Raw genomic sequence first — 18,701 nt, forward strand, 5'->3', positions numbered from 1 at the left:
TCCTTCCGAGAAAGAGCTGTATAACAAAGACTTTCCTTTTGTGAATAAAAAAAACAATTAGCGGCTGTAATTACTTTTATTCCAAAATAGTAAATGCTACTAAAAGACTATTATATCATACTTGATTTTCATAGTGCAGTCTGCACTATCGAAATATGAACCTATCCTTTATTTTGGTAACCACTGACCCTCTCTCCTCATTTCAGTAATTGATTTAACCAAACTATTGGTCCCCGACACAGCCGTTCTAGCGCAAATCCATAATATAGTATTATACCATAATAGTTTTAATTTCCTCGTAACTCGATTTGCGTAAGGGATGGAAGTGGCATCCTTTTATGAAACCCAATTTTTTGGGCTTCATAAAAGATACAACGGACAGCCCGACCCGCAGGGATACGCCCAAATAAAATAAATCTTCTTAAAAACGAGCATAATCTCCTGTATTTCAGCGGAGATTTTTTATATTTAATACTTTTTAACAAAAAAATAATTGAATATATTATGCGTGCATAGTATTTTTTATTATATTTGAAAACGATATAGTTACTTATGAAAGATAAAACAATAGATTATATTTTGCGTGCCACGTGGCAAGCAGTTTCCAGAATGTACAACGAGGAAGCTTCTAAATATGGGGCAACCATGGCTACAGGGTTTGCTTTATTAAGCATGGATAAGGAAAAAGGAACGCCTTCCACGTCATTGGGTCCAAAAATGGGAATGGAGGCCACTAGCCTAACCAGAACCTTGAAATCCATGGAGGAAAAAGGCCTAATAATCCGGAAAAAAAATCCTGAAGATGGCCGTGGTGTATTGATTTACTTAACCGAATTTGGTAAAGAAAAAAGAGAATTATCAAAAAATACCGTGTTGAAATTCAATGATGCGGTCAAACAATCTATTCCAGAAGAAAAACTAATGCATTTTATAGAGGTGGCTGACATCATAAATGAATTAATTCTAGACAAAAATATTTTTAATCGAACGAGCGTCAACGAACTGACGGATCAATCTGAAAAGATAGAAAATGAAATCTCTAAGATTGTCAGTACTTCTTAAAATTCAGGCTATCTTTTTCTAACAAAAAAACAAATATAAACTAAGTATGAAACGCACAATTAAAAAAGTTGCAGTGATAGGATCCGGAATTATGGGTTCTGGAATTGCGTGCCATTTTGCCAACATTGGAGTTGAAGTTTTACTATTGGACATTGTTCCAAGAGAACTTACGGAAGCAGAAGCTAAAAAAGGACTCACTCTAGAAAGTAAAATAGTAAGAAACCGATTAGTGAATGAGCATTTAGCCAATTCCCTTAAATCGAAGCCCTCTCCTATTTACAGTCAGCAATTTGCAAGCAGAATCACAACTGGAAATACCACTGACGACATGGCAAAAATTGCTACTGTGGATTGGATTATTGAAGTTGTAGTAGAACGTTTGGACATCAAGAAAATGGTTTTTGAACAGATTGAAAAATTCAGAAAACCGGGAACCTTAATAACTTCAAATACGTCTGGAATTCCAATTCACTTTATGAGTGAAGGACGAAGCGAAGATTTTCAAAAACACTTCTGTGGGACCCACTTTTTTAATCCTGCGCGTTATTTGAAATTATTCGAAATCATTCCTGGCCCACGAACAGCAACGGAAGTTTTGGATTTCCTTACAGATTATGGTTCTCGCTTTTTGGGAAAAACTTCGGTTGTTGCCAAAGATACTCCTGCCTTTATTGGAAACCGAATCGGGATTTACGGGATTCAAAGTTTGTTCCATTTGGTAAAAGAAATGGGATTAACGATTGAAGAAGTAGATAAATTGACTGGTCCAGTTATTGGTCGACCAAAATCGGCTACTTTCAGAACGGTTGACGTAGTTGGATTAGACACTTTGGTACACGTTGCCAACGGAATTTACGAAAACTGTCCTACTGACGAGCAACACGATTTGTTTAAATTACCAGATTTTGTTAACAAAATGATGGAGAACAAATGGTTAGGAAGTAAAACAGGTCAAGGTTTTTACAAAAAAGTAGACAAAGATATTTTATCTTTAGACTTAGATACATTAGAATACCGTCCGGCTAAAAAAGCGTCTTTCGCTACTTTGGAACTGACAAAAACGATAGATAAACCTATTGATCGTTTCAAGGTTTTGGTAAAAGGGAAAGACAAAGCAGGAGAATTTTATAGAAAAAGTTTTGCTGGAATGTTTGCTTATGTTTCGAATAGAATTCCTGAAATATCAGATGAAGTATACAAAATAGATGATGCAATGAAAGCCGGTTTTGGATGGGAAAATGGTCCTTTCGAAATTTGGGATGCTATCGGTGTTGAAAAAGGAATCGAAATCATGAAAGCAGAAGGTCTCGAACCAGCAGCTTGGGTAACTGAGATGCTAGCTTCTGGAAGTTCTAGTTTTTATTCTGTAAAAGAAGGAGCTACATTTTTCTATAATATCCCTACGAAGTCACAAAACAAAGTGCCAGGTCAGGATGCTTTTATAATCCTGAATAACATTCGCGAAAGCAAAAAAGTATGGAGTAATAGCGGAGCGATTATACAAGATTTAGGAGACGGAATCTTGAATTTAGAGTTCCAATCCAAAATGAATACGATTGGTGGCGATGTTTTGGCCGCAATCAATAAAGCAATCGACTTATCTGAAAAAGAATACCAAGGATTGGTTATTGGAAATCAAGCAGCGAATTTCTCTGTGGGTGCCAATATCGGAATGATATTCATGATGGCCGTTGAGCAAGAATATGACGAATTGAACATGGCGATCAAAATGTTTCAAGACACGATGATGCGCGTACGCTACTCTGGGATCCCAGTGGTAGTTGCACCGCACGGAATGACTTTTGGTGGTGGTTGCGAAATGAGTTTACATGCGGATAAAGTAGTTGCTGCCGCAGAAACGTATATGGGATTAGTTGAATTTGGCGTAGGGGTAATCCCCGGCGGTGGTGGTTCGAAAGAATTGGCAATGCGTGCATCGGATTTATTCCATAAAAATGATGTCGAGCTGAATGTATTACAAGAATATTTCTTGACTATTGCCATGGCCAAAGTATCCACTTCAGGTTATGAAGCTTTTGACACTGGACTATTACAACATGGTAAGGATATTATTGTGGTGAACAAAGACCGTCAAATTGCTGAAGCAAAGAAACATGCTTTACTAATGGCCGAAGCTGGTTATACTCAACCTATTCGTAGAACTGATGTAAAAGTATTAGGGAAACAAGCTCTTGGAATGTTCTTAGTAGGAACGGACCAAATGGAAGCTGGTAAATACATCTCTGAACATGATAAGAAAATAGCAAATAAATTAGCTTATGTAATGGCTGGTGGAGATTTATCAGAACCTACATTAGTGTCTGAACAATACTTATTAGACCTTGAAAGAGAAGCATTTTTATCACTTTGTACGGAAAGAAAAACATTGGAAAGAATCCAATTTATGTTAACCAAAGGAAAACCACTTCGTAATTAGAAAATAGAATAAAGAGGATAGAAGATAGATTCAACACATCGTTCAAAGTTTATTTTCTATTCTGCAAATTTCTCTACTCTTAAAAATAAAAAATATGAAAACAGCATATATAGTTAAAGCTTATCGTACTGCGGTAGGTAAAGCACCAAAGGGAGTTTTTAGATTTAAAAGACCCGATGAGTTAGCAGCAGAAACGATTCAATTTATGATGAATGAATTGCCAGACTTTGATAAAACGCGTATTGATGATGTAATGGTAGGAAATGCCATGCCAGAAGCAGAACAAGGTCTTAATGTAGGACGTTTGATCTCTTTGATGGGATTAAAAATTGAAGATGTTCCAGGTGTAACGGTCAACCGGTATTGTGCATCAGGATTGGAAACTATTGGAATGGCAACTGCAAAAATCCAATCAGGAATGGCACATTGTATTATTGCTGGTGGTGCTGAAAGCATGAGTTTTATTCCGATGGGAGGGTACAAGCCCACGCCGGATTATGCTGTTGCAAAAGCAGGAAACGAAGACTACTACTGGGGAATGGGTTTAACAGCCGAAGCCGTTGCACAACAGTTTAAGGTATCTAGAGAAGACCAAGATGAATTTGCTTATCATTCTCACATGAAAGCTTTGAAAGCACAAGCCGAAGGTAAATTTGACAAACAAATTGTTCCTATTACCGTTGAACAAACGTTTATCAACGAAAACGGAAAAAAAGAAACTAAATCCTATATTGTTAATAAAGATGAAGGACCTAGAGCAGGAACTTCAAAGGAAGCGCTGGCTGGTTTACGACCGGTTTTTGAAGCTGGCGGAAGTGTAACAGCTGGTAACTCCTCACAAATGAGTGATGGTGCTGCTTTTGTGCTTGTTATGAGTGAAGAGATGGTAAAAGAACTTAATCTTGAACCTATTGCACGATTAGTGAACTTTGCTTCAGCTGGTGTTGAACCTAGAATAATGGGAATAGGACCTGTAAAAGCAATACCAAAAGTATTGAAACAAGCAGGATTAACTATAAATGATATTGACTTAATTGAATTAAACGAAGCTTTTGCCTCACAATCGTTAGCAGTAATAAGAGAACTTAATTTAAACCCTGACATTATTAACGTTAATGGTGGTGCAATTGCAATGGGACACCCACTGGGATGTACTGGAGCTAAATTATCAGTTCAATTATTCGACGAAATGAAACGTCGTGGAAACAAATATGGTATTGTTACGATGTGTGTGGGAACAGGACAAGGTAGTGCTGGGGTTTACGAGCTTTTATAGTCCAACATTATCATTCGTTTTTTGAGGATGAAGATCATGAATAAAAAAACATATAAAAAAACAAAAAAATGGCAGATACAATTGAAAAAAACGTAACCCGTGGCGGTCAGTTTTTGGTTAAAGAAACAAAGTGCGAAGACATCTTCACTCCAGAAGATTTTACAGAAGAACAATTAATGATGCGGGACTCCGTAAAAGAGTTCGTAGACAAAGAATTATGGGCAAACAAAGATCGTTTTGAGAAAAAGGATTATGCGTATACAGAAGAATGTATGAAAAAAGCAGGAGACTTAGGTCTTTTAGGAGTTGCTGTTCCTGAAGCTTACGGTGGATTGGGAATGGGATTTGTATCAACGATGCTGGTTTGTGATTATATTTCTGGGGCAACGGGATCATTCTCTACTGCTTTTGGAGCGCATACAGGAATTGGAACAATGCCAATTACTTTATACGGAACCGAAGAACAAAAACAAAAATACGTTCCTAAATTAGCTTCAGGCGAATGGTTTGGTGCTTATTGCTTGACAGAACCGGGTGCTGGATCTGATGCCAATTCTGGAAAAACGAAAGCAGTTTTATCTGAAGATGGGACACATTACAAAATCACTGGACAAAAAATGTGGATTTCAAACGCTGGTTTTTGCTCCTTATTTATCGTTTTTGCCCGTATTGGTGATGATAAAAACATTACTGGTTTTATCCTAGAAAACTCAAATGATAACGGAATTTCTATGGGTGAAGAAGAGCATAAATTAGGAATTCGTGCTTCCTCTACAAGACAAGTTTTTTTCAACGAAACGAAAGTTCCCGTTGAAAACATGTTATCTGAAAGAGGAAATGGTTTTAAAATAGCAATGAATGCATTGAACGTAGGGCGTATTAAATTAGCCGCGGCTTGTTTAGATGCGCAGCGAAGAGTGATTTCTGGTTCTGTGCAGTATGCGAATGAAAGAATCCAATTCAACACTGCGATTTCTCAGTTTGGTGCTATCCGTTCTAAATTAGCCGAAATGGCAACTAGTTGTTATGCAGGTGAGAGTGCTTCTTACCGCGCAGCGAAAGATGTAGAAGATCGAATTTCAGCACGGGAAGCGGAAGGAATTTCACATCAAGAAGCGGAATTAAAAGGAGTTGAAGAATATGCTATTGAATGTTCTATATTGAAAGTAGCGGTTTCTGAAGATGTTCAAAATTGCGCGGATGAAGGTATTCAAATCTTTGGTGGAATGGGATTCTCTGAAGACACTCCAATGGAAAGTGCTTGGAGAGATGCTCGTATCGCTCGTATTTATGAAGGTACTAACGAAATCAACAGAATGCTATCTGTAGGAATGTTGATCAAAAAAGCAATGAAAGGTCACGTCGATTTATTAGGTCCTGCAATGAAAGTAACGGAAGAATTAATGGGAATTCCTTCTTTCGAGACACCTGATTACTCTGAATTGTTTGCAGAAGAAAAAGAAATGATTGCCAAATTGAAAAAAGTATTCTTGATGGTTGCTGGTGGAGCAGTTCAAAAATATGGACCAGATTTAGATGCTCATCAACAACTATTGATGGCAGCTTCTGACATCTTAATTGAAATTTATATGGCTGAAAGTACCATTCTTAGAACTGAAAAATTAGCCAAAAAAGAAGGAGAAGCTAAAGTACAAGAGCAAATTGCTATGGCCAAATTATACCTTTATAAAGCAGTGGACATTGTGACACAAAAAGGAAAAGAAAGTGTAATCTCTTTTGCTGAAGGTGATGAACAACGCATGATGCTAATGGGCTTAAGACGTTTTACTAAATATACCAATATGCCAAATATTGTTGGATTAAGAGAAGCTATCACTACTAAGTTAGTAGTAGAAAACGCATATTGCTTCTAATTTAAAGATCATTTTTAGGATTTTTATTTGTCTAGAAAACCGCAACTGTTATAAACAGTGCGGTTTTTTTTATTGCTCTACTGCTTAAATTCAGGATCATTAAGCAACTAAACTTGGTTGGGCATTATAAATCTTTCTAAGTAGTATAAAAATTGTTGGTTAAGTCCTTTTTATTATCGCACTTAAATATCCTGTAAAATGACAGGACGTTATATTAACCATGATTTTCTACAACTTGCCTTTATATTGGCTCTAAATATTTAAAAATTAATTGTACTTTTCACAAAAATTGAATAGGTAAAAAGCCATTTTGTTTTTTTACTCGGTTTTTAACTCTACTGAAGTATTCATTAGCTTACTTATTTTTATATCCATTAAACTGGTGGTTTCATTACTTTCAGTTTAGTAAAAAAGTTAGTAATTTTAGTCACAAATTATTTATTAAAACGCTATTCATCTTTTCTGTGTCAAAAATTAGCACCGTAAAAAAGCAATAAAATTGTTAAGTTAAAAATGAAAAAAGAATTACACAAGAAATTAAACGAGTTACAAGCTACCGCAATTTGCGGAAATGATATTAGCTCCTCCTGTTTGTATGTTTCTGCATTAACTATTATGTATGCTGGACAATTTGCATGGATTTCATTGTTAATAGTTGCCATCGTACTTTTTTTGTTCAGAAAAATATACGGGGAAGTAGTAGGTGCCATTCCGCTGAACGGTGGTGCATATAATGTTTTATTAAATACTTCAACTAAAAGAATAGCCTCTGTTGCAGCAACATTAACCGTCTTGTCTTATATGGCTACTGCCGTGATTTCAGCTTCAGAAGGCATGCATTATTTGCATGGGATTTTTACGGGATTTGACGTAACGATAGCCACAATTGTTGTCTTAGTAGCTTTCACAGGTTTGGCTATTTTAGGTATTGGCGAATCTGCTTTTGTAGCTGTAATTATTTTTATAATACATTTAATTACACTAAGCACACTGGTATTAGCTTCACTTTGGTTCATTTCGAATAACGGTTTCCAAACTTTTTATATCAATTGGGAAGTCCCAGTATCTTCTGGGGGTGTCGTTACTGCCTTATTTTTAGGGTTTTCAGCTGCGATGCTTGGTATTTCAGGATTTGAAAGCTCAGCTAATTTTGTAGAGGAACAAGAGCATGGTATTTTTCCAAAAACATTGCGAAACATGTGGGCGATTGTTAGCTTTTTTAATCCAGTATTGGCACTATTGCTTATTTGCATTATTCCTCTTGCAGAGGTTGGAGATCACCGAGAGTCACTTCTTGCCTATTTAGGGCAAACTACTGGCGGTTCTTGGTTAGCTTATCTAATTTCCGTTGATGCGGTTTTAGTTCTTTGCGGTGCCGTATTAACTTCATTTGTTGGAGTTTCAGGATTATTAAACCGTATGACATTGGACCGGATTTTGCCTAATTATTTTTTAAAACAAAACAAACGCGGCTCTAATTATAGAATAATTATTAGTTTTTTAGTATTGTGTGTTTCTGTATTATTTGTTACTAAAGGCGATCTAGTTTCGTTAGCTGGCGTATATACTTTTTCTTTTTTGGCTGTAATGGGCCTCTTTGGGATCGGAAATTTGCTATTAAAAATCAAACGTAAAAAATTGCCTCGTCCGGAAAGAGCTAGGGGAATTTCAGTTGTGATCGCCATTACTTTTATAGCTATAGCTTTTGCAGGTAATCTCTATATGAATATTGAATCCTTCTATACCTTTATAAAATATCTTTTACCCGCTTTACTTTTTATAGCCATCATGCTCAATCGGACTATTTTAATACAATTATTAATTGATGCTTTGGAATATTTCTCTAAACCACTGCGGAAAATAGTTTTATTTAGCAATCGTTATTTAGTGAAATTAAATGTCAAAATTAATTCCCAGGAATTCGTTTTTTTCACAAAAGGAGATGACGTTGCCATTCTAAACAAGGTAATGCAATATGTAGAAGTCAATGAAACAACTAAAAAATTAAAAATTGTAAATATTAAGAAAGAAGGCGAATCAAATGATTTATTGATCAAAGATTTAGAAGTCCTCGATCGGGCTTATCCAGACATCGATATTGAATTCATAGAAATTAAAGGCACTTTTGGTCCTGAAATAATAGAAGAATTGTCAAAGAAATGGGATATTCCAAAAAACTTTATGTTTATCGGTTCTCCCGGAGATCGTTTTTCTTATAGGATTTCAGAACTGGGTGGTGTACGACTAATTATGTAGAGAAAAAACAGATAGAAATATGATTTTTTTCGCAAATAAAAAATTTATCAACAATGAAAGAAATATTGAACTACACCCTTCTTATATTTGGAGATTTTAATTTTAAATTAGGTACAATTTTCACTTTTGCTCTTTTAATTGTAGCAGTTTTCATATTGCTCTTCGTTATAAAAAAAACAATTTATAAAGCAAACCATATTGAGCTTTCAAAAAAATATTCTATTTACAGCTTAATAAAATACTTTATAATGATTTTCTCTTTTATTATTGGTTTACAAATATTTGGTTTTAATTTATCGGTTTTAATTGCAGGCTCTGCTGCCCTACTTGTGGGTCTTGGTTTGGGATTACAAAATCTATTTAGCGATTTTATATCGGGTATAATAATTCTAATTGACTCAACGGTGAAAGTAAATGACATCATTGAAGTAAACGGGATAGTATGTCAGGTACAGGAAATTGATATCAGAACGACCACCGTATTGACTAGAGATGACAAATATATTATTCTGCCAAATTCTGATTTAACAAAAAACCAATTAATAAATTGGACCCATAGTAAAATTACGTCTCGATTTGAAATTAGTGTGGGCGTCGACTATTCATCGGATGTAAAGCTGGTTATGACTATTCTAAAAGAAGCCACTGACAAACAAGAGGGAGTGCTCCAAACCCCTAGCCCATTTGTACGTTTTTCGGAATTTGGAGATTCTTCGTTGAATTTCTCTGTAATTTTCTGGTCGGACGAAGTATTTAGAGTAGAAAACATTAAAAGTGAAATCAGAATAAGAATATTTGAAATGTTTAATTCAAATAATATCACCATTCCATTTCCTCAGAGAGTCCTACATCTAAATAATGAATAAATGGAAGAGCAAATTCAGCGCTATCTTTTTAATCCTACAATAGGAAAAATTGCAGTAATTTTAATTGGTGTGCTATTTATTTGGTCCATAATTAAAGTCTTCCAGCGGAATTTTTTCTCGAAAATAAAAAACGCAGACAATCGATACCGTACTAAAAAATTCAGCAGCTTCATTGGTTATTTTTTAACTATTCTGCTAATTACGATCGTTTTCAATGAAAAACTTGGTAACCTTACGGTAGCTTTGGGAGTTGCGGGAGCTGGTATTGCCTTTGCCTTGCAGGAAGTAATTGCATCATTTGCTGGTTGGCTAGCTATTCTTTTTGGTAATTTTTATACTACAGGTGATCGCGTTCAATTAGGAGGTATCAAAGGGGATGTTATGGATATTGGAGTTCTAAGAACTACGATAATGGAAATTGGCCAATGGGTTGATGGAGATCTATATAACGGCCGAATTGTACTAATCGCCAACAGTTTTGTTTTTAAAGAGCCCGTATTTAATTATTCTGGTGATTTCCCCTTTTTGTGGGATGAAATTAAATTGCCCATTCAATATGGTAGTAATTATGAAAAAGCAACAGCCATTTTCCTTAAAGTAGGAACTGAAGTAGCAGGAGATTTAGCTGAAAAATCACACGAAAAATGGAAAACTCTTCAAAATAAATACAGCCTAGAAGATGCACAAACAGAGCCCATGGTTTCTTTAATTGCCAATGATAACTGGGTTGAATTTACGTTAAGATATGTTGTCAGTTATAAAAAAAGAAGAGCCACAAAAACCATTTTATTTTCTAAAATTCTAAAAGAAATTGATGCCACAAATGGAGAAATTAAATTTGCTTCTGCAACATTCCAATTAGTTCAAACTCCTGATTTTAATGTAAACATCAAGAAATAGTTTAGCTGACTTACTTTCCAAAAATTAAACTTAAAGTATCAAATTAATACTGCTTTAAGCGAGGCTGTATAAAGAATTCTATATTATTTTATACGCAATTAAGGCTCCATTTTAGTAGAGATTCCCATCTAAATTACTACCTATTTTATTTTTCAACTTCTACCACTTCCACTTTAATTCCAACAGCGTAAGCATTTGGTACTATTTTATTGCCATGTGCATTGGCATACACTTTAGTGAATTCAGCTCCAAAATATAAAATTATAGCCGAATAATATACCCAAATTAATATAATTATTACCGATCCCGCAGCACCATAAACAGTAGCTACAGTTGAGCTACCTAGATAAAAGCCTATCGCAAATTTACCTATCATAAAGAAAAAAGAAGTAAAACTGGCACCTATTAAAGCATCCTTCCATACGATATATCCATCTGGTAAAGTTTTGAAAATTATGGAAAACAAGATCGTGGTTGTTGCAAATAAGATTACAATATTGAAAACATAAAAGATATATACCGTGGTGTCAGGGAAATAAACAAGTAAACGTGTGTTTATAACATCCATGACAGTATTGACCATCAAACTCACGAGCAACAAAAATCCAACTGACGCAATCATTGAAAACGACATTAAGCGGTTTTTAATGAATTTCATAATGCCTTTATTGGGTTTTGCCTTTAACCCCCAAATAGAATTGATAGAACTTTGTATTTCGGCAAATACACCGGATGCTCCTATCAACAACATAATTCCTCCAAATATTGTGGCAAATGTAACACTGTCTGACAACTCTATATTTTTGATCGTTTCCTGAATTTGAATGGCCGCTTCATTGCCAACCATACCATTTATTTGGCCAAAAAACCGTCCAGTAACTGCTTCTCTTCCAAACAAAAAACTAAAAATAGACAATATGATAATCAATAATGGAGGCAATGAAAAGATAGTGTAATAAGACAAAGATGCGCTTAACTTTATCCCATTATCATCATCAAATTCGTTATAAGTCCTTTTCAATAAACTCCAGCTAATAATGGCTATTTCTTTGTGCTTCATTTTTTTAACTCTTTTTTAATACTACCTAAAAATATAAATTCCAATATCAAAGTTTCTATCGCTACATGCAGTAACAAAACTAGGCCTTTTGTTCGAATGATACATTCCTTGCAAAAGTATAAAGATATTCTTTACCAATTAGAAGTACATTTTAAAAAAAAATAAAACATTCCATTATTAACAAGGGAATCTCCTACTCTGCACTCCAAAATTTCTTATCTTTGAAATAAAACATATTATGAAAAAATTAGTTTTACTATTTGGAATTGGTTTAGCAGTTTTAATTGGTTGTAAAACCAATACTTCCTTAAATAATGATAAGACATTGGTGATTGCTTTCGAACCAAAAAGTAATAGCAATGTAACCGGAACGGCCACATTTGTTGAAAATAAAGGAACAGTAACGATGATTGCTAAATTAACAGGCTTAACTCCTGGCATTCATGCCATACACATTCATGAGAAATCAGATTGTACCGCTGCTGATGGAAGTTCCGCCGGTGGACACTGGAATCCAACATTTAAAAAACACGGAAAATTAGGAGAAGGCGAAGCTCATAAAGGAGATATTGGTAATTTTACAGCTGATAAAAATGGAAATGGCACCGTCACTTTTAGGACTAGTGAATGGGGTATTGGATCTGCAGATGAAACTAAAAACATAATAGGTAAAGGGTTAATCGTGCATCAAGGCGCTGATGATTATGTTTCACAACCTGCTGGAAATGCTGGCGCAAGGGTTGCCTGCTCTGCTATTATCAAATAATATTTGAAATAAATCAATGAAACCGTCTCATAACAGTTATGAGACGGTTTTTTAATTTTATTATAACAAGAAGACCATAAAAATACATAGCTTTGTATCTTCAAATTAGAGCAATGATTAACCCTTCGGCATCAGGTTGGATAGATAAATTTTTTATTGAACAAAAATTTTCAAAAGATACTGTTTCAAAAACTACGGACACTTTTTATCAAAAAGTTAGAGATACGGGATTTATCTATGGTCATATCATTTCCTTTGAAACAATTACAGCCATTGATACCAAAGGCTGGTTTAAAGATGAGATCTCAAAAGTAGCACTTTTGAATACCTTATATGGTGTTTTTTGTTTGACCAATGAGGATATTACTGCTGCTAATTTCATTAAACATGTTGTTATTTTTTACAATCAAACGCATCCTCAAGGATCTAATTTATTTAAAAAAATATTACCCAAAAACTCACCTGCTTTAACTTTAGAAAAAATTATTGATGCTCGAGTTCAAACTAATGACAGCATCATCAGTAAAAATTTTTCTCATCTTGTTACTAATGCATTATTGTTTATTGACACACTTGCGTTTCGTCAATATTTAATCCATGGAGAGATTCCCGAAAAATACCTAAAAAAAATTGAAGAGACCATTGTAAATATCGTCACATTGGCTTTAAAAATAAAATCCAAAAAATCACAGTACGATGATTTATTAATCAAACTCTTTGAAGCTTCTATTCGCTATAGTAAATTCTCAAAAGTTTCAGCTCAAAGTTTAGAAACACTTCAATTAGATTACTTCACAAATGAATTGGAAAAATATTATTTAATAGATATTGCTGGAATGGCTTTGTGGAGTGATGGTAAAATAGAAAATGATGAATTGTATTTTTTGCAATCGTTAGCTGAGATCTTGCAAATACCCGATTATTTTGTAAACGAAAGTGTCAACAGTACCCATCTATTCATTTCAAAGCACAAAAAAGAAATTCCATATTTTAATTATTCAAATCCAGTTAAGCATTTTTATGACCAAACCACTCAAAGTGTAGTTACTCTTATTGGCCGTAATAAAAACAGATTGATTAAAGAAATTTTACAAAGTAAGGAATTAATGGTGCTCCTAGCTTATTCCACTCGCAGGGATTTAGACGAGAAAGAAAAGAAAAAAGTCAAAAAACAATTATTAGAAATTTGTAAAACCGTTCCATCACTGGCTATTTTTTTACTTCCGGGAGGGAGTTTATTGCTGCCTATTCTAATTAAATTTATACCTACTTTATTACCATCTGCCTTTAATGAGAATATGGATAATGAATAGCCCGCATCAAAAAATATATTGAATTGAATTCATTTTTGTGTACTTCAAATAATCTTGTGCTGACGTTTTTTATTTATTATTTCACATGTGGCTTTTTAGATAAAATAGCCCGTTTTAACACAAAATAGGATTGTATAAGTGGCACTTTATCGTTCGTCTTGAAAGCTAATCATTTATCAACTTGAAAGTCACAACAACGGTGAAAATCGATTATTTTAGCGCTTTATTGGAAGTCAAATGCATTTAGATTTTGGAATTAAATTATTTCTACTTACAAATTGTCCCGCTCAAAAAATGATCTACCTTCCCAATTTCATATTTATTACGGAAGCTTCAAGACAAATTCACCAAGTCAAATTAGGCTAAAATCACTGCGGTTTTAAAATCTTCTTTAAGCGTATTGACAATCGCATTTAAGTTTCTATTCCAATTTCTCGTAAAAGAAATCTCCTTCAATAATCCCATCAAGTAGAATTTTAAGCTAATTATCTAATAGATTTTAAGGATTGACAAAAAGAGGAGGAATAAAAGGAAGTACTAGTGTTGGTTTTCTGCAACTTCAATTTAAAAAAACACCTAGCAAACTAGGAATACAACATATAAAAATATTTTATGTGTTTCATTACAAATATAAATAAAAATTTATGTATAAATAGTGCGAACTTTGCAGTATCAAAACACTTAAAATAAATCAAATGACTCGAATTACAGTAGCTAAAGGAGATGGAATTGGTCCAGAAATAATGGATGCAACTCTTAAAATCATTATTGCAGCCGGAGCAGAATTAGAAATTGATGAAATAGAAGTAGGAGAAAAAGTTTATTTATCAGGAAATACTTCTGGAATTGCGAGTGAATCTTGGGATATTATTCGTAGAAATAAAGTTTTTTTAAAAGCTCCAATAACCACTCCACAAGGTGGTGGTTACAAAAGTTTAAATGTAACAACTAGAAAGTTTCTTGGACTATATTCAAACGTGAGACCCTGTATGAGTTTACATCCCTTTGTAGAGACCAAACATCCTAAAATGGACATTGTAATTATTCGCGAAAATGAAGAGGATTTATATGCTGGAATTGAGCACCAACAAACCGATGAAGTAGTACAATGTTTAAAACTTATAAGCCGTCCTGGTTGCGAAAAAATAGTTCGTTATGCTTTTGAGTATGCTAAAGTGTACGGTCGAAAAAAGGTAACTTGTTTTACTAAAGACAACATCATGAAACAAACAGACGGACTGTTTCACCAGGTCTTTGATGAAATTGCTTTAGAATATCCCGAAATTGAGAATGAACATTGGATTGTTGATATTGGTGCTGCAAAAATGGCGGATACGCCAGAGATCTTTGATGTCATAGTAACCTTAAATCTTTATGGTGATATTCTGTCTGATATTGCTGCACAAATTGCTGGTTCTGTTGGATTGGCTGGCTCGGCTAATATTGGTGAAGAATGTGCCATGTTTGAAGCAATCCATGGTTCAGCACCAAGACGTGCTGATCAAAACTTGGCAAATCCATCTGGATTATTAGAAGGTGCTGTAATGATGCTAAATCACATTGGGCAAACAGAAATTGCGGAAAAAATACAAAATGCTTGGTTAAAAACCATAGAAGACGGAATCCATACTTATGATATTTACAAAGAAGGAATAAGCAAAGAAAAAGTAGGAACAAAAGAATTTGCCCAAGCTGTTATTGCCAATTTGGGTAAAAATCCATCTAAATTAAAACACGTTTCGTATGCGAAAGATGCCGTTTTAAACCTACCAAAATATGCAAAGAAACCTGCTAAAAACAAAGAATTAGTTGGAGTTGACCTATTTATACATTGGAATGGAACAGATCCAAACGAATTGGCCGAAAAAATTAAAACTATTGGTACTGATGATAAACATTTGACTATGATTACCAATCGTGGAATTAAAGTTTGGCCTGACGGATTTAATGAAACCTATTGCACGGATCACTGGCGTTGTAGATTTAAACCAACCCATGGAAAATTAATCGAGAAAAGCCAAATCATAACTTTATTATCCACTGCGTTGGATGCTAAAATTGATGTAATTAAAACAGAAAATTTATACGACTTTGATGGAAAAGCCGGATATTCATTAGGTCAAGGACAATAATCTTTAAAGCTTAAAAACATGGAAATCCCACTTATTGAAGTTGAATTTAGCACAAATGAAGCCCTAGAGCTAATTGTTAAAATGATTGAAGTAAAAATTAAATTTCATGAAAGTAAGGTTTGCAACTCACAGCAAGAAGAAGACATCAAAAGTCGTGAGAATAAAATTAAAAATCTTCAAAAATCATTGTATGACACTAGACTTTTTTTAAACACACAAAATAGTGGAGTCAAAATTAAATGTTCAATTCACATAGAATAACGGGTTGCCTTCTATTTCGAGTTGTAAAATGAAAAAATAAGGAAAATCAAATTCTGATACTAAAAAAGCCACTTAAAAGTGGCTTTGATACTATTAAAATTTCAATTGGTACACCGCATCTAAATCTTTATTCGAACTGATATTAACCTCTAAATCAGTCACGAAACCAGAATTAAGTCCGTATGCCCAGCCGTGTAATGTTAGTTCTTGACCATTTTTCCATGCCGCTTGAACAATTGAGGTCTTGGCTAAATCAAAAACCTGCTCTTTTACATTCAATTCTACAAAAGTATTAAACCGTGTCGCTTCATCTTGAATAGAATCTAAATAATTACTGTGTAATCGATATACGTCTTTAATATGACGAATCCAGTTGTCAATAATTCCTATAGAATCATTTCCCATTGCAGCCTTCACACCACCACATCCATAATGTCCACATACTAATACATGTTTCACCTTCAATACATTTACTGCATAATCTAGAACGCTCAACATATTCATATCACTATGTACAACCATATTAGCAATGTTTCTATGTACAAATACTTCCCCGGGTTTTGCTCCTATAATTTCATTTGCCGGAACCCTACTATCAGAGCAACCGATCCATAACAAAGGTGGTGTCTGCCCTTTAGCTAAATCCTGGAAATAATTTGGGTCGCTCATTAATGAGGTTTCTACCCATTTTTTATTATTCTCTAGTATTTTTTTATAAAAATCAACCATAACTTTTAAAAATTATTTTATTTATACAACCGTTTATTCCTTGCAAATCTATTGTAAAGGAACTCATTTTTTGTTTAATTAAATGTTTTTTTCTTCCTCAAGAAATTCATCATCTGCTAATTCTCTTGTAACCATTACTCTTTTTGCAGCATCATAGTAATGTTCAATAGTCACATGATTTTGACTGTCAATCGTATTTTCCAACTGATATGCTTTTTTAAACCCTCTTAGCTTCACTTTTATATTATCATCCATTGCCCTCGTCGTTTTAAATTCATGGATTAAATCCAAAATGTCATGAGCAATGTAAACCGTATCTTTTGCATCAATGATCACCTTAGAATTTTCTGGAATTTGACTTAATGTCTGTTTGATAGCCGCTTTATTCAAAAAAGAAACTTCTTGTGCCAAATCAATATGAATAACGTCGCCATCAGCATATTCCTCTTTTCTAAATAAGTAAGCTCGCTGTAGATTTCCTTTTAAAACAAAAATAATACTAATGATAATTCCTAAGGTAACTCCTTTCAACAAATCTAAAAATACGACCGCCAATAAAGTGGCAATAAATGGCACAAATTGGTATTTCCCTTTTTCCCAAAAGTGTTTAAATGTAGCCGGTTTTGCTAATTTATAGCCAACTAGGATCAAAATAGCTGCTAAGGTGGCCAACGGAATTTTATTAAGAATCACTGGAATAGCAAGCACACTAACTAGTAATAATAAGCCATGAATAATGGCAGACATTTTAGACTTAGCGCCTGAATTACTGTTGGCAGAGGTACGTACAATTACAGAAGTTAACGGCAAACCGCCTAAAAGTGAACTGATCATGTTTCCAATACCTTGCGCTTTTAATTCTACATTAGTATCGGTATACCTCTTTTGCACATCCATTCTGTCTGCTGCCTCAATACTTAAAAGAGTTTCAATAGATGCAACAATAGCAATCGTTAAGGCAATCACCCATACCTTAGGATTTGCAATTCCAGAAAAATTAGGAGTTACGATGATCGATTTAAATTCTTCTAAAGAGGATGGAACCGGTAAAGAAACCAAATGTTCTTTTCCAATTGCTAACGTGCTTCCTGTTCCTATAAAAATTTCATTTAAGATAACACCAATAGTAACTGCGATTAAAGCACTTGGTACTAACTTTAATTTTTTCAAAAATGGCACTTTATCCCATGAAATCAATATTGTCAGAGAAATTAATGTAATAACGATAGAACCAATTTGAATATAATCAACAATACCAGCTAACGAAGAAAATGTATTACTTCCATCCTTTTGCATAAAGGCCAAATCTCCTTCAAAATCACTGTCATATCCAAAAGCATGAGGCAGCTGCTTTAAAACAATGATGATACCAATACCGGCTAACATTCCTTCAATAACATTAGTTGGAAAATAATTAGAAATACTTCCTGCCTTTACAAAACCCAATATTAGTTGAATTGCGCCCGCTATAAAAACAGCCGTTAGAAAAATATCGAAAGCACCTAAATCTGTAATTGCAGTAAGTACAATAGCGGTAAGACCCGCTGCAGGTCCAGAAACACTTATGTGCGACTTACTTAAATACCCTACCACTATACCACCAACAACTCCAGCTATAATTCCAGAGAATAACGGAGCTCCAGAAGCCATTGCAATACCTAAACACAATGGTAACGCCACTAAAAAAACCACTAAACCAGACGCAAAATCAGATTTAAGGTTAGCAAAAAGATTATTTTTTTTTGTCATAATACCTAACTAAAAATTGA

At 34.2% G+C, this 18,701-nt stretch carries 14 protein-coding genes; 11 read left to right on the forward strand and 3 right to left on the reverse strand.

Going from position 1 to position 18,701, the window contains the following annotated elements:
* Nucleotides 1-552: 552 nt before the first annotated feature.
* From IWX83_RS06890 to IWX83_RS06920, 7 genes are all read left to right on the forward strand, one after another.
* Nucleotides 553-1,062, forward strand: coding sequence for a MarR family winged helix-turn-helix transcriptional regulator (locus IWX83_RS06890; RefSeq protein WP_073353370.1), 510 nt, complete (start codon nt 553-555; stop codon nt 1,060-1,062).
* A gap of 46 nt (nt 1,063-1,108) precedes the next feature.
* On the forward strand, nt 1,109-3,499 hold the full coding sequence (locus tag IWX83_RS06895) for a 3-hydroxyacyl-CoA dehydrogenase/enoyl-CoA hydratase family protein (RefSeq protein WP_196828589.1): 2,391 nt from the start codon (nt 1,109-1,111) through the stop codon (nt 3,497-3,499).
* Between the two features lie 94 nt (nt 3,500-3,593).
* Nucleotides 3,594-4,775, forward strand: coding sequence for an acetyl-CoA C-acyltransferase (locus IWX83_RS06900; protein ID WP_066078483.1), 1,182 nt, complete (start codon nt 3,594-3,596; stop codon nt 4,773-4,775).
* A 68-nt stretch (nt 4,776-4,843) separates the two neighbouring features.
* A complete protein-coding gene (locus tag IWX83_RS06905) occupies nt 4,844-6,649 on the forward strand; it encodes an acyl-CoA dehydrogenase family protein (RefSeq protein ID WP_196828591.1) in 1,806 nt (601 codons plus the stop codon).
* A gap of 513 nt (nt 6,650-7,162) precedes the next feature.
* The gene (locus tag IWX83_RS06910; protein WP_196828593.1) at nt 7,163-8,905 is read left to right on the forward strand and encodes an APC family permease; all 1,743 of its coding nucleotides are present in this window, start codon (nt 7,163-7,165) and stop codon (nt 8,903-8,905) included.
* A 53-nt stretch (nt 8,906-8,958) separates the two neighbouring features.
* Nucleotides 8,959-9,771: a mechanosensitive ion channel family protein gene (locus IWX83_RS06915; protein WP_196828595.1), complete on the forward strand. Its 813-nt coding sequence runs from the start codon at nt 8,959-8,961 to the stop codon at nt 9,769-9,771.
* Complete coding sequence (locus IWX83_RS06920) at nt 9,772-10,671, forward strand: mechanosensitive ion channel family protein (RefSeq protein WP_196828597.1); 900 nt, start codon at nt 9,772-9,774, stop codon at nt 10,669-10,671.
* A 145-nt stretch (nt 10,672-10,816) separates the two neighbouring features.
* Here IWX83_RS06920 and IWX83_RS06925 read toward each other — a convergent pair whose 3' ends face one another.
* Nucleotides 10,817-11,731 carry a YihY/virulence factor BrkB family protein gene (locus IWX83_RS06925; protein ID WP_196828599.1) on the reverse strand — a complete coding sequence of 305 codons (915 nt, stop codon included), beginning with the start codon at nt 11,729-11,731 and terminating at the stop codon, nt 10,817-10,819.
* A 238-nt stretch (nt 11,732-11,969) separates the two neighbouring features.
* On the opposite strand from IWX83_RS06925, the gene IWX83_RS06930 reads away from it, so the two are divergent.
* The 4 genes from IWX83_RS06930 (at nt 11,970) to IWX83_RS06945 (ending at nt 16,203) form a co-directional block, all read left to right on the forward strand.
* Entirely contained in the window at nt 11,970-12,497 is a 528-nt protein-coding gene (locus tag IWX83_RS06930; RefSeq protein ID WP_073355010.1) for a superoxide dismutase family protein, read from the forward strand.
* A gap of 113 nt (nt 12,498-12,610) precedes the next feature.
* Nucleotides 12,611-13,810, forward strand: coding sequence for an LETM1-related biofilm-associated protein (locus IWX83_RS06935; protein WP_196828601.1), 1,200 nt, complete (start codon nt 12,611-12,613; stop codon nt 13,808-13,810).
* A gap of 695 nt (nt 13,811-14,505) precedes the next feature.
* Nucleotides 14,506-15,942: an NADP-dependent isocitrate dehydrogenase gene (locus IWX83_RS06940; protein ID WP_196828603.1), complete on the forward strand. Its 1,437-nt coding sequence runs from the start codon at nt 14,506-14,508 to the stop codon at nt 15,940-15,942.
* A gap of 18 nt (nt 15,943-15,960) precedes the next feature.
* Nucleotides 15,961-16,203 carry a hypothetical protein gene (locus IWX83_RS06945; protein WP_073355005.1) on the forward strand — a complete coding sequence of 81 codons (243 nt, stop codon included), beginning with the start codon at nt 15,961-15,963 and terminating at the stop codon, nt 16,201-16,203.
* 93 nt (nt 16,204-16,296) lie between these two features.
* Here the strand turns inward: IWX83_RS06945 and can are convergent, their stop codons facing one another.
* Nucleotides 16,297-16,932 carry a carbonate dehydratase gene (gene can / locus IWX83_RS06950; protein WP_073355004.1) on the reverse strand — a complete coding sequence of 212 codons (636 nt, stop codon included), beginning with the start codon at nt 16,930-16,932 and terminating at the stop codon, nt 16,297-16,299.
* Nucleotides 16,933-17,010: 78 nt separating this feature from the next.
* A complete protein-coding gene (locus IWX83_RS06955; protein ID WP_196828605.1) occupies nt 17,011-18,681 on the reverse strand; it encodes a SulP family inorganic anion transporter in 1,671 nt (556 codons plus the stop codon).
* Nucleotides 18,682-18,701 lie beyond the last annotated feature (20 nt).

Source organism: Flavobacterium sp. CG_9.1, from assembly GCF_015751645.1.
Classification (GTDB): Bacteria; Bacteroidota; Bacteroidia; order Flavobacteriales; family Flavobacteriaceae; genus Flavobacterium; species Flavobacterium xanthum.

Excerpts from the sequence above, each read along its gene's own strand:
- IWX83_RS06900 (WP_066078483.1), top strand. The coding sequence starts at position 3,594 with ATGAAAACAGCATATATAGTTAAAGCTTATCGTACTGCGGTAGGTAAA.
- IWX83_RS06915 (WP_196828595.1), top strand. The coding sequence starts at position 8,959 with ATGAAAGAAATATTGAACTACACCCTTCTTATATTTGGAGATTTTAAT.
- IWX83_RS06895 (WP_196828589.1), top strand. The coding sequence starts at position 1,109 with ATGAAACGCACAATTAAAAAAGTTGCAGTGATAGGATCCGGAATTATG.
- IWX83_RS06935 (WP_196828601.1), top strand. The coding sequence starts at position 12,611 with ATGATTAACCCTTCGGCATCAGGTTGGATAGATAAATTTTTTATTGAA.
- IWX83_RS06890 (WP_073353370.1), top strand. The coding sequence starts at position 553 with ATGAAAGATAAAACAATAGATTATATTTTGCGTGCCACGTGGCAAGCA.
- IWX83_RS06940 (WP_196828603.1), top strand. The coding sequence starts at position 14,506 with ATGACTCGAATTACAGTAGCTAAAGGAGATGGAATTGGTCCAGAAATA.
- IWX83_RS06910 (WP_196828593.1), top strand. The coding sequence starts at position 7,163 with ATGAAAAAAGAATTACACAAGAAATTAAACGAGTTACAAGCTACCGCA.
- IWX83_RS06905 (WP_196828591.1), top strand. The coding sequence starts at position 4,844 with ATGGCAGATACAATTGAAAAAAACGTAACCCGTGGCGGTCAGTTTTTG.
- can (WP_073355004.1), bottom strand. The coding sequence starts at position 16,932 with ATGGTTGATTTTTATAAAAAAATACTAGAGAATAATAAAAAATGGGTA.
- IWX83_RS06925 (WP_196828599.1), bottom strand. The coding sequence starts at position 11,731 with ATGAAGCACAAAGAAATAGCCATTATTAGCTGGAGTTTATTGAAAAGG.
- IWX83_RS06930 (WP_073355010.1), top strand. The coding sequence starts at position 11,970 with ATGAAAAAATTAGTTTTACTATTTGGAATTGGTTTAGCAGTTTTAATT.
- IWX83_RS06920 (WP_196828597.1), top strand. The coding sequence starts at position 9,772 with ATGGAAGAGCAAATTCAGCGCTATCTTTTTAATCCTACAATAGGAAAA.
- IWX83_RS06955 (WP_196828605.1), bottom strand. The coding sequence starts at position 18,681 with ATGACAAAAAAAAATAATCTTTTTGCTAACCTTAAATCTGATTTTGCG.
- IWX83_RS06945 (WP_073355005.1), top strand. The coding sequence starts at position 15,961 with ATGGAAATCCCACTTATTGAAGTTGAATTTAGCACAAATGAAGCCCTA.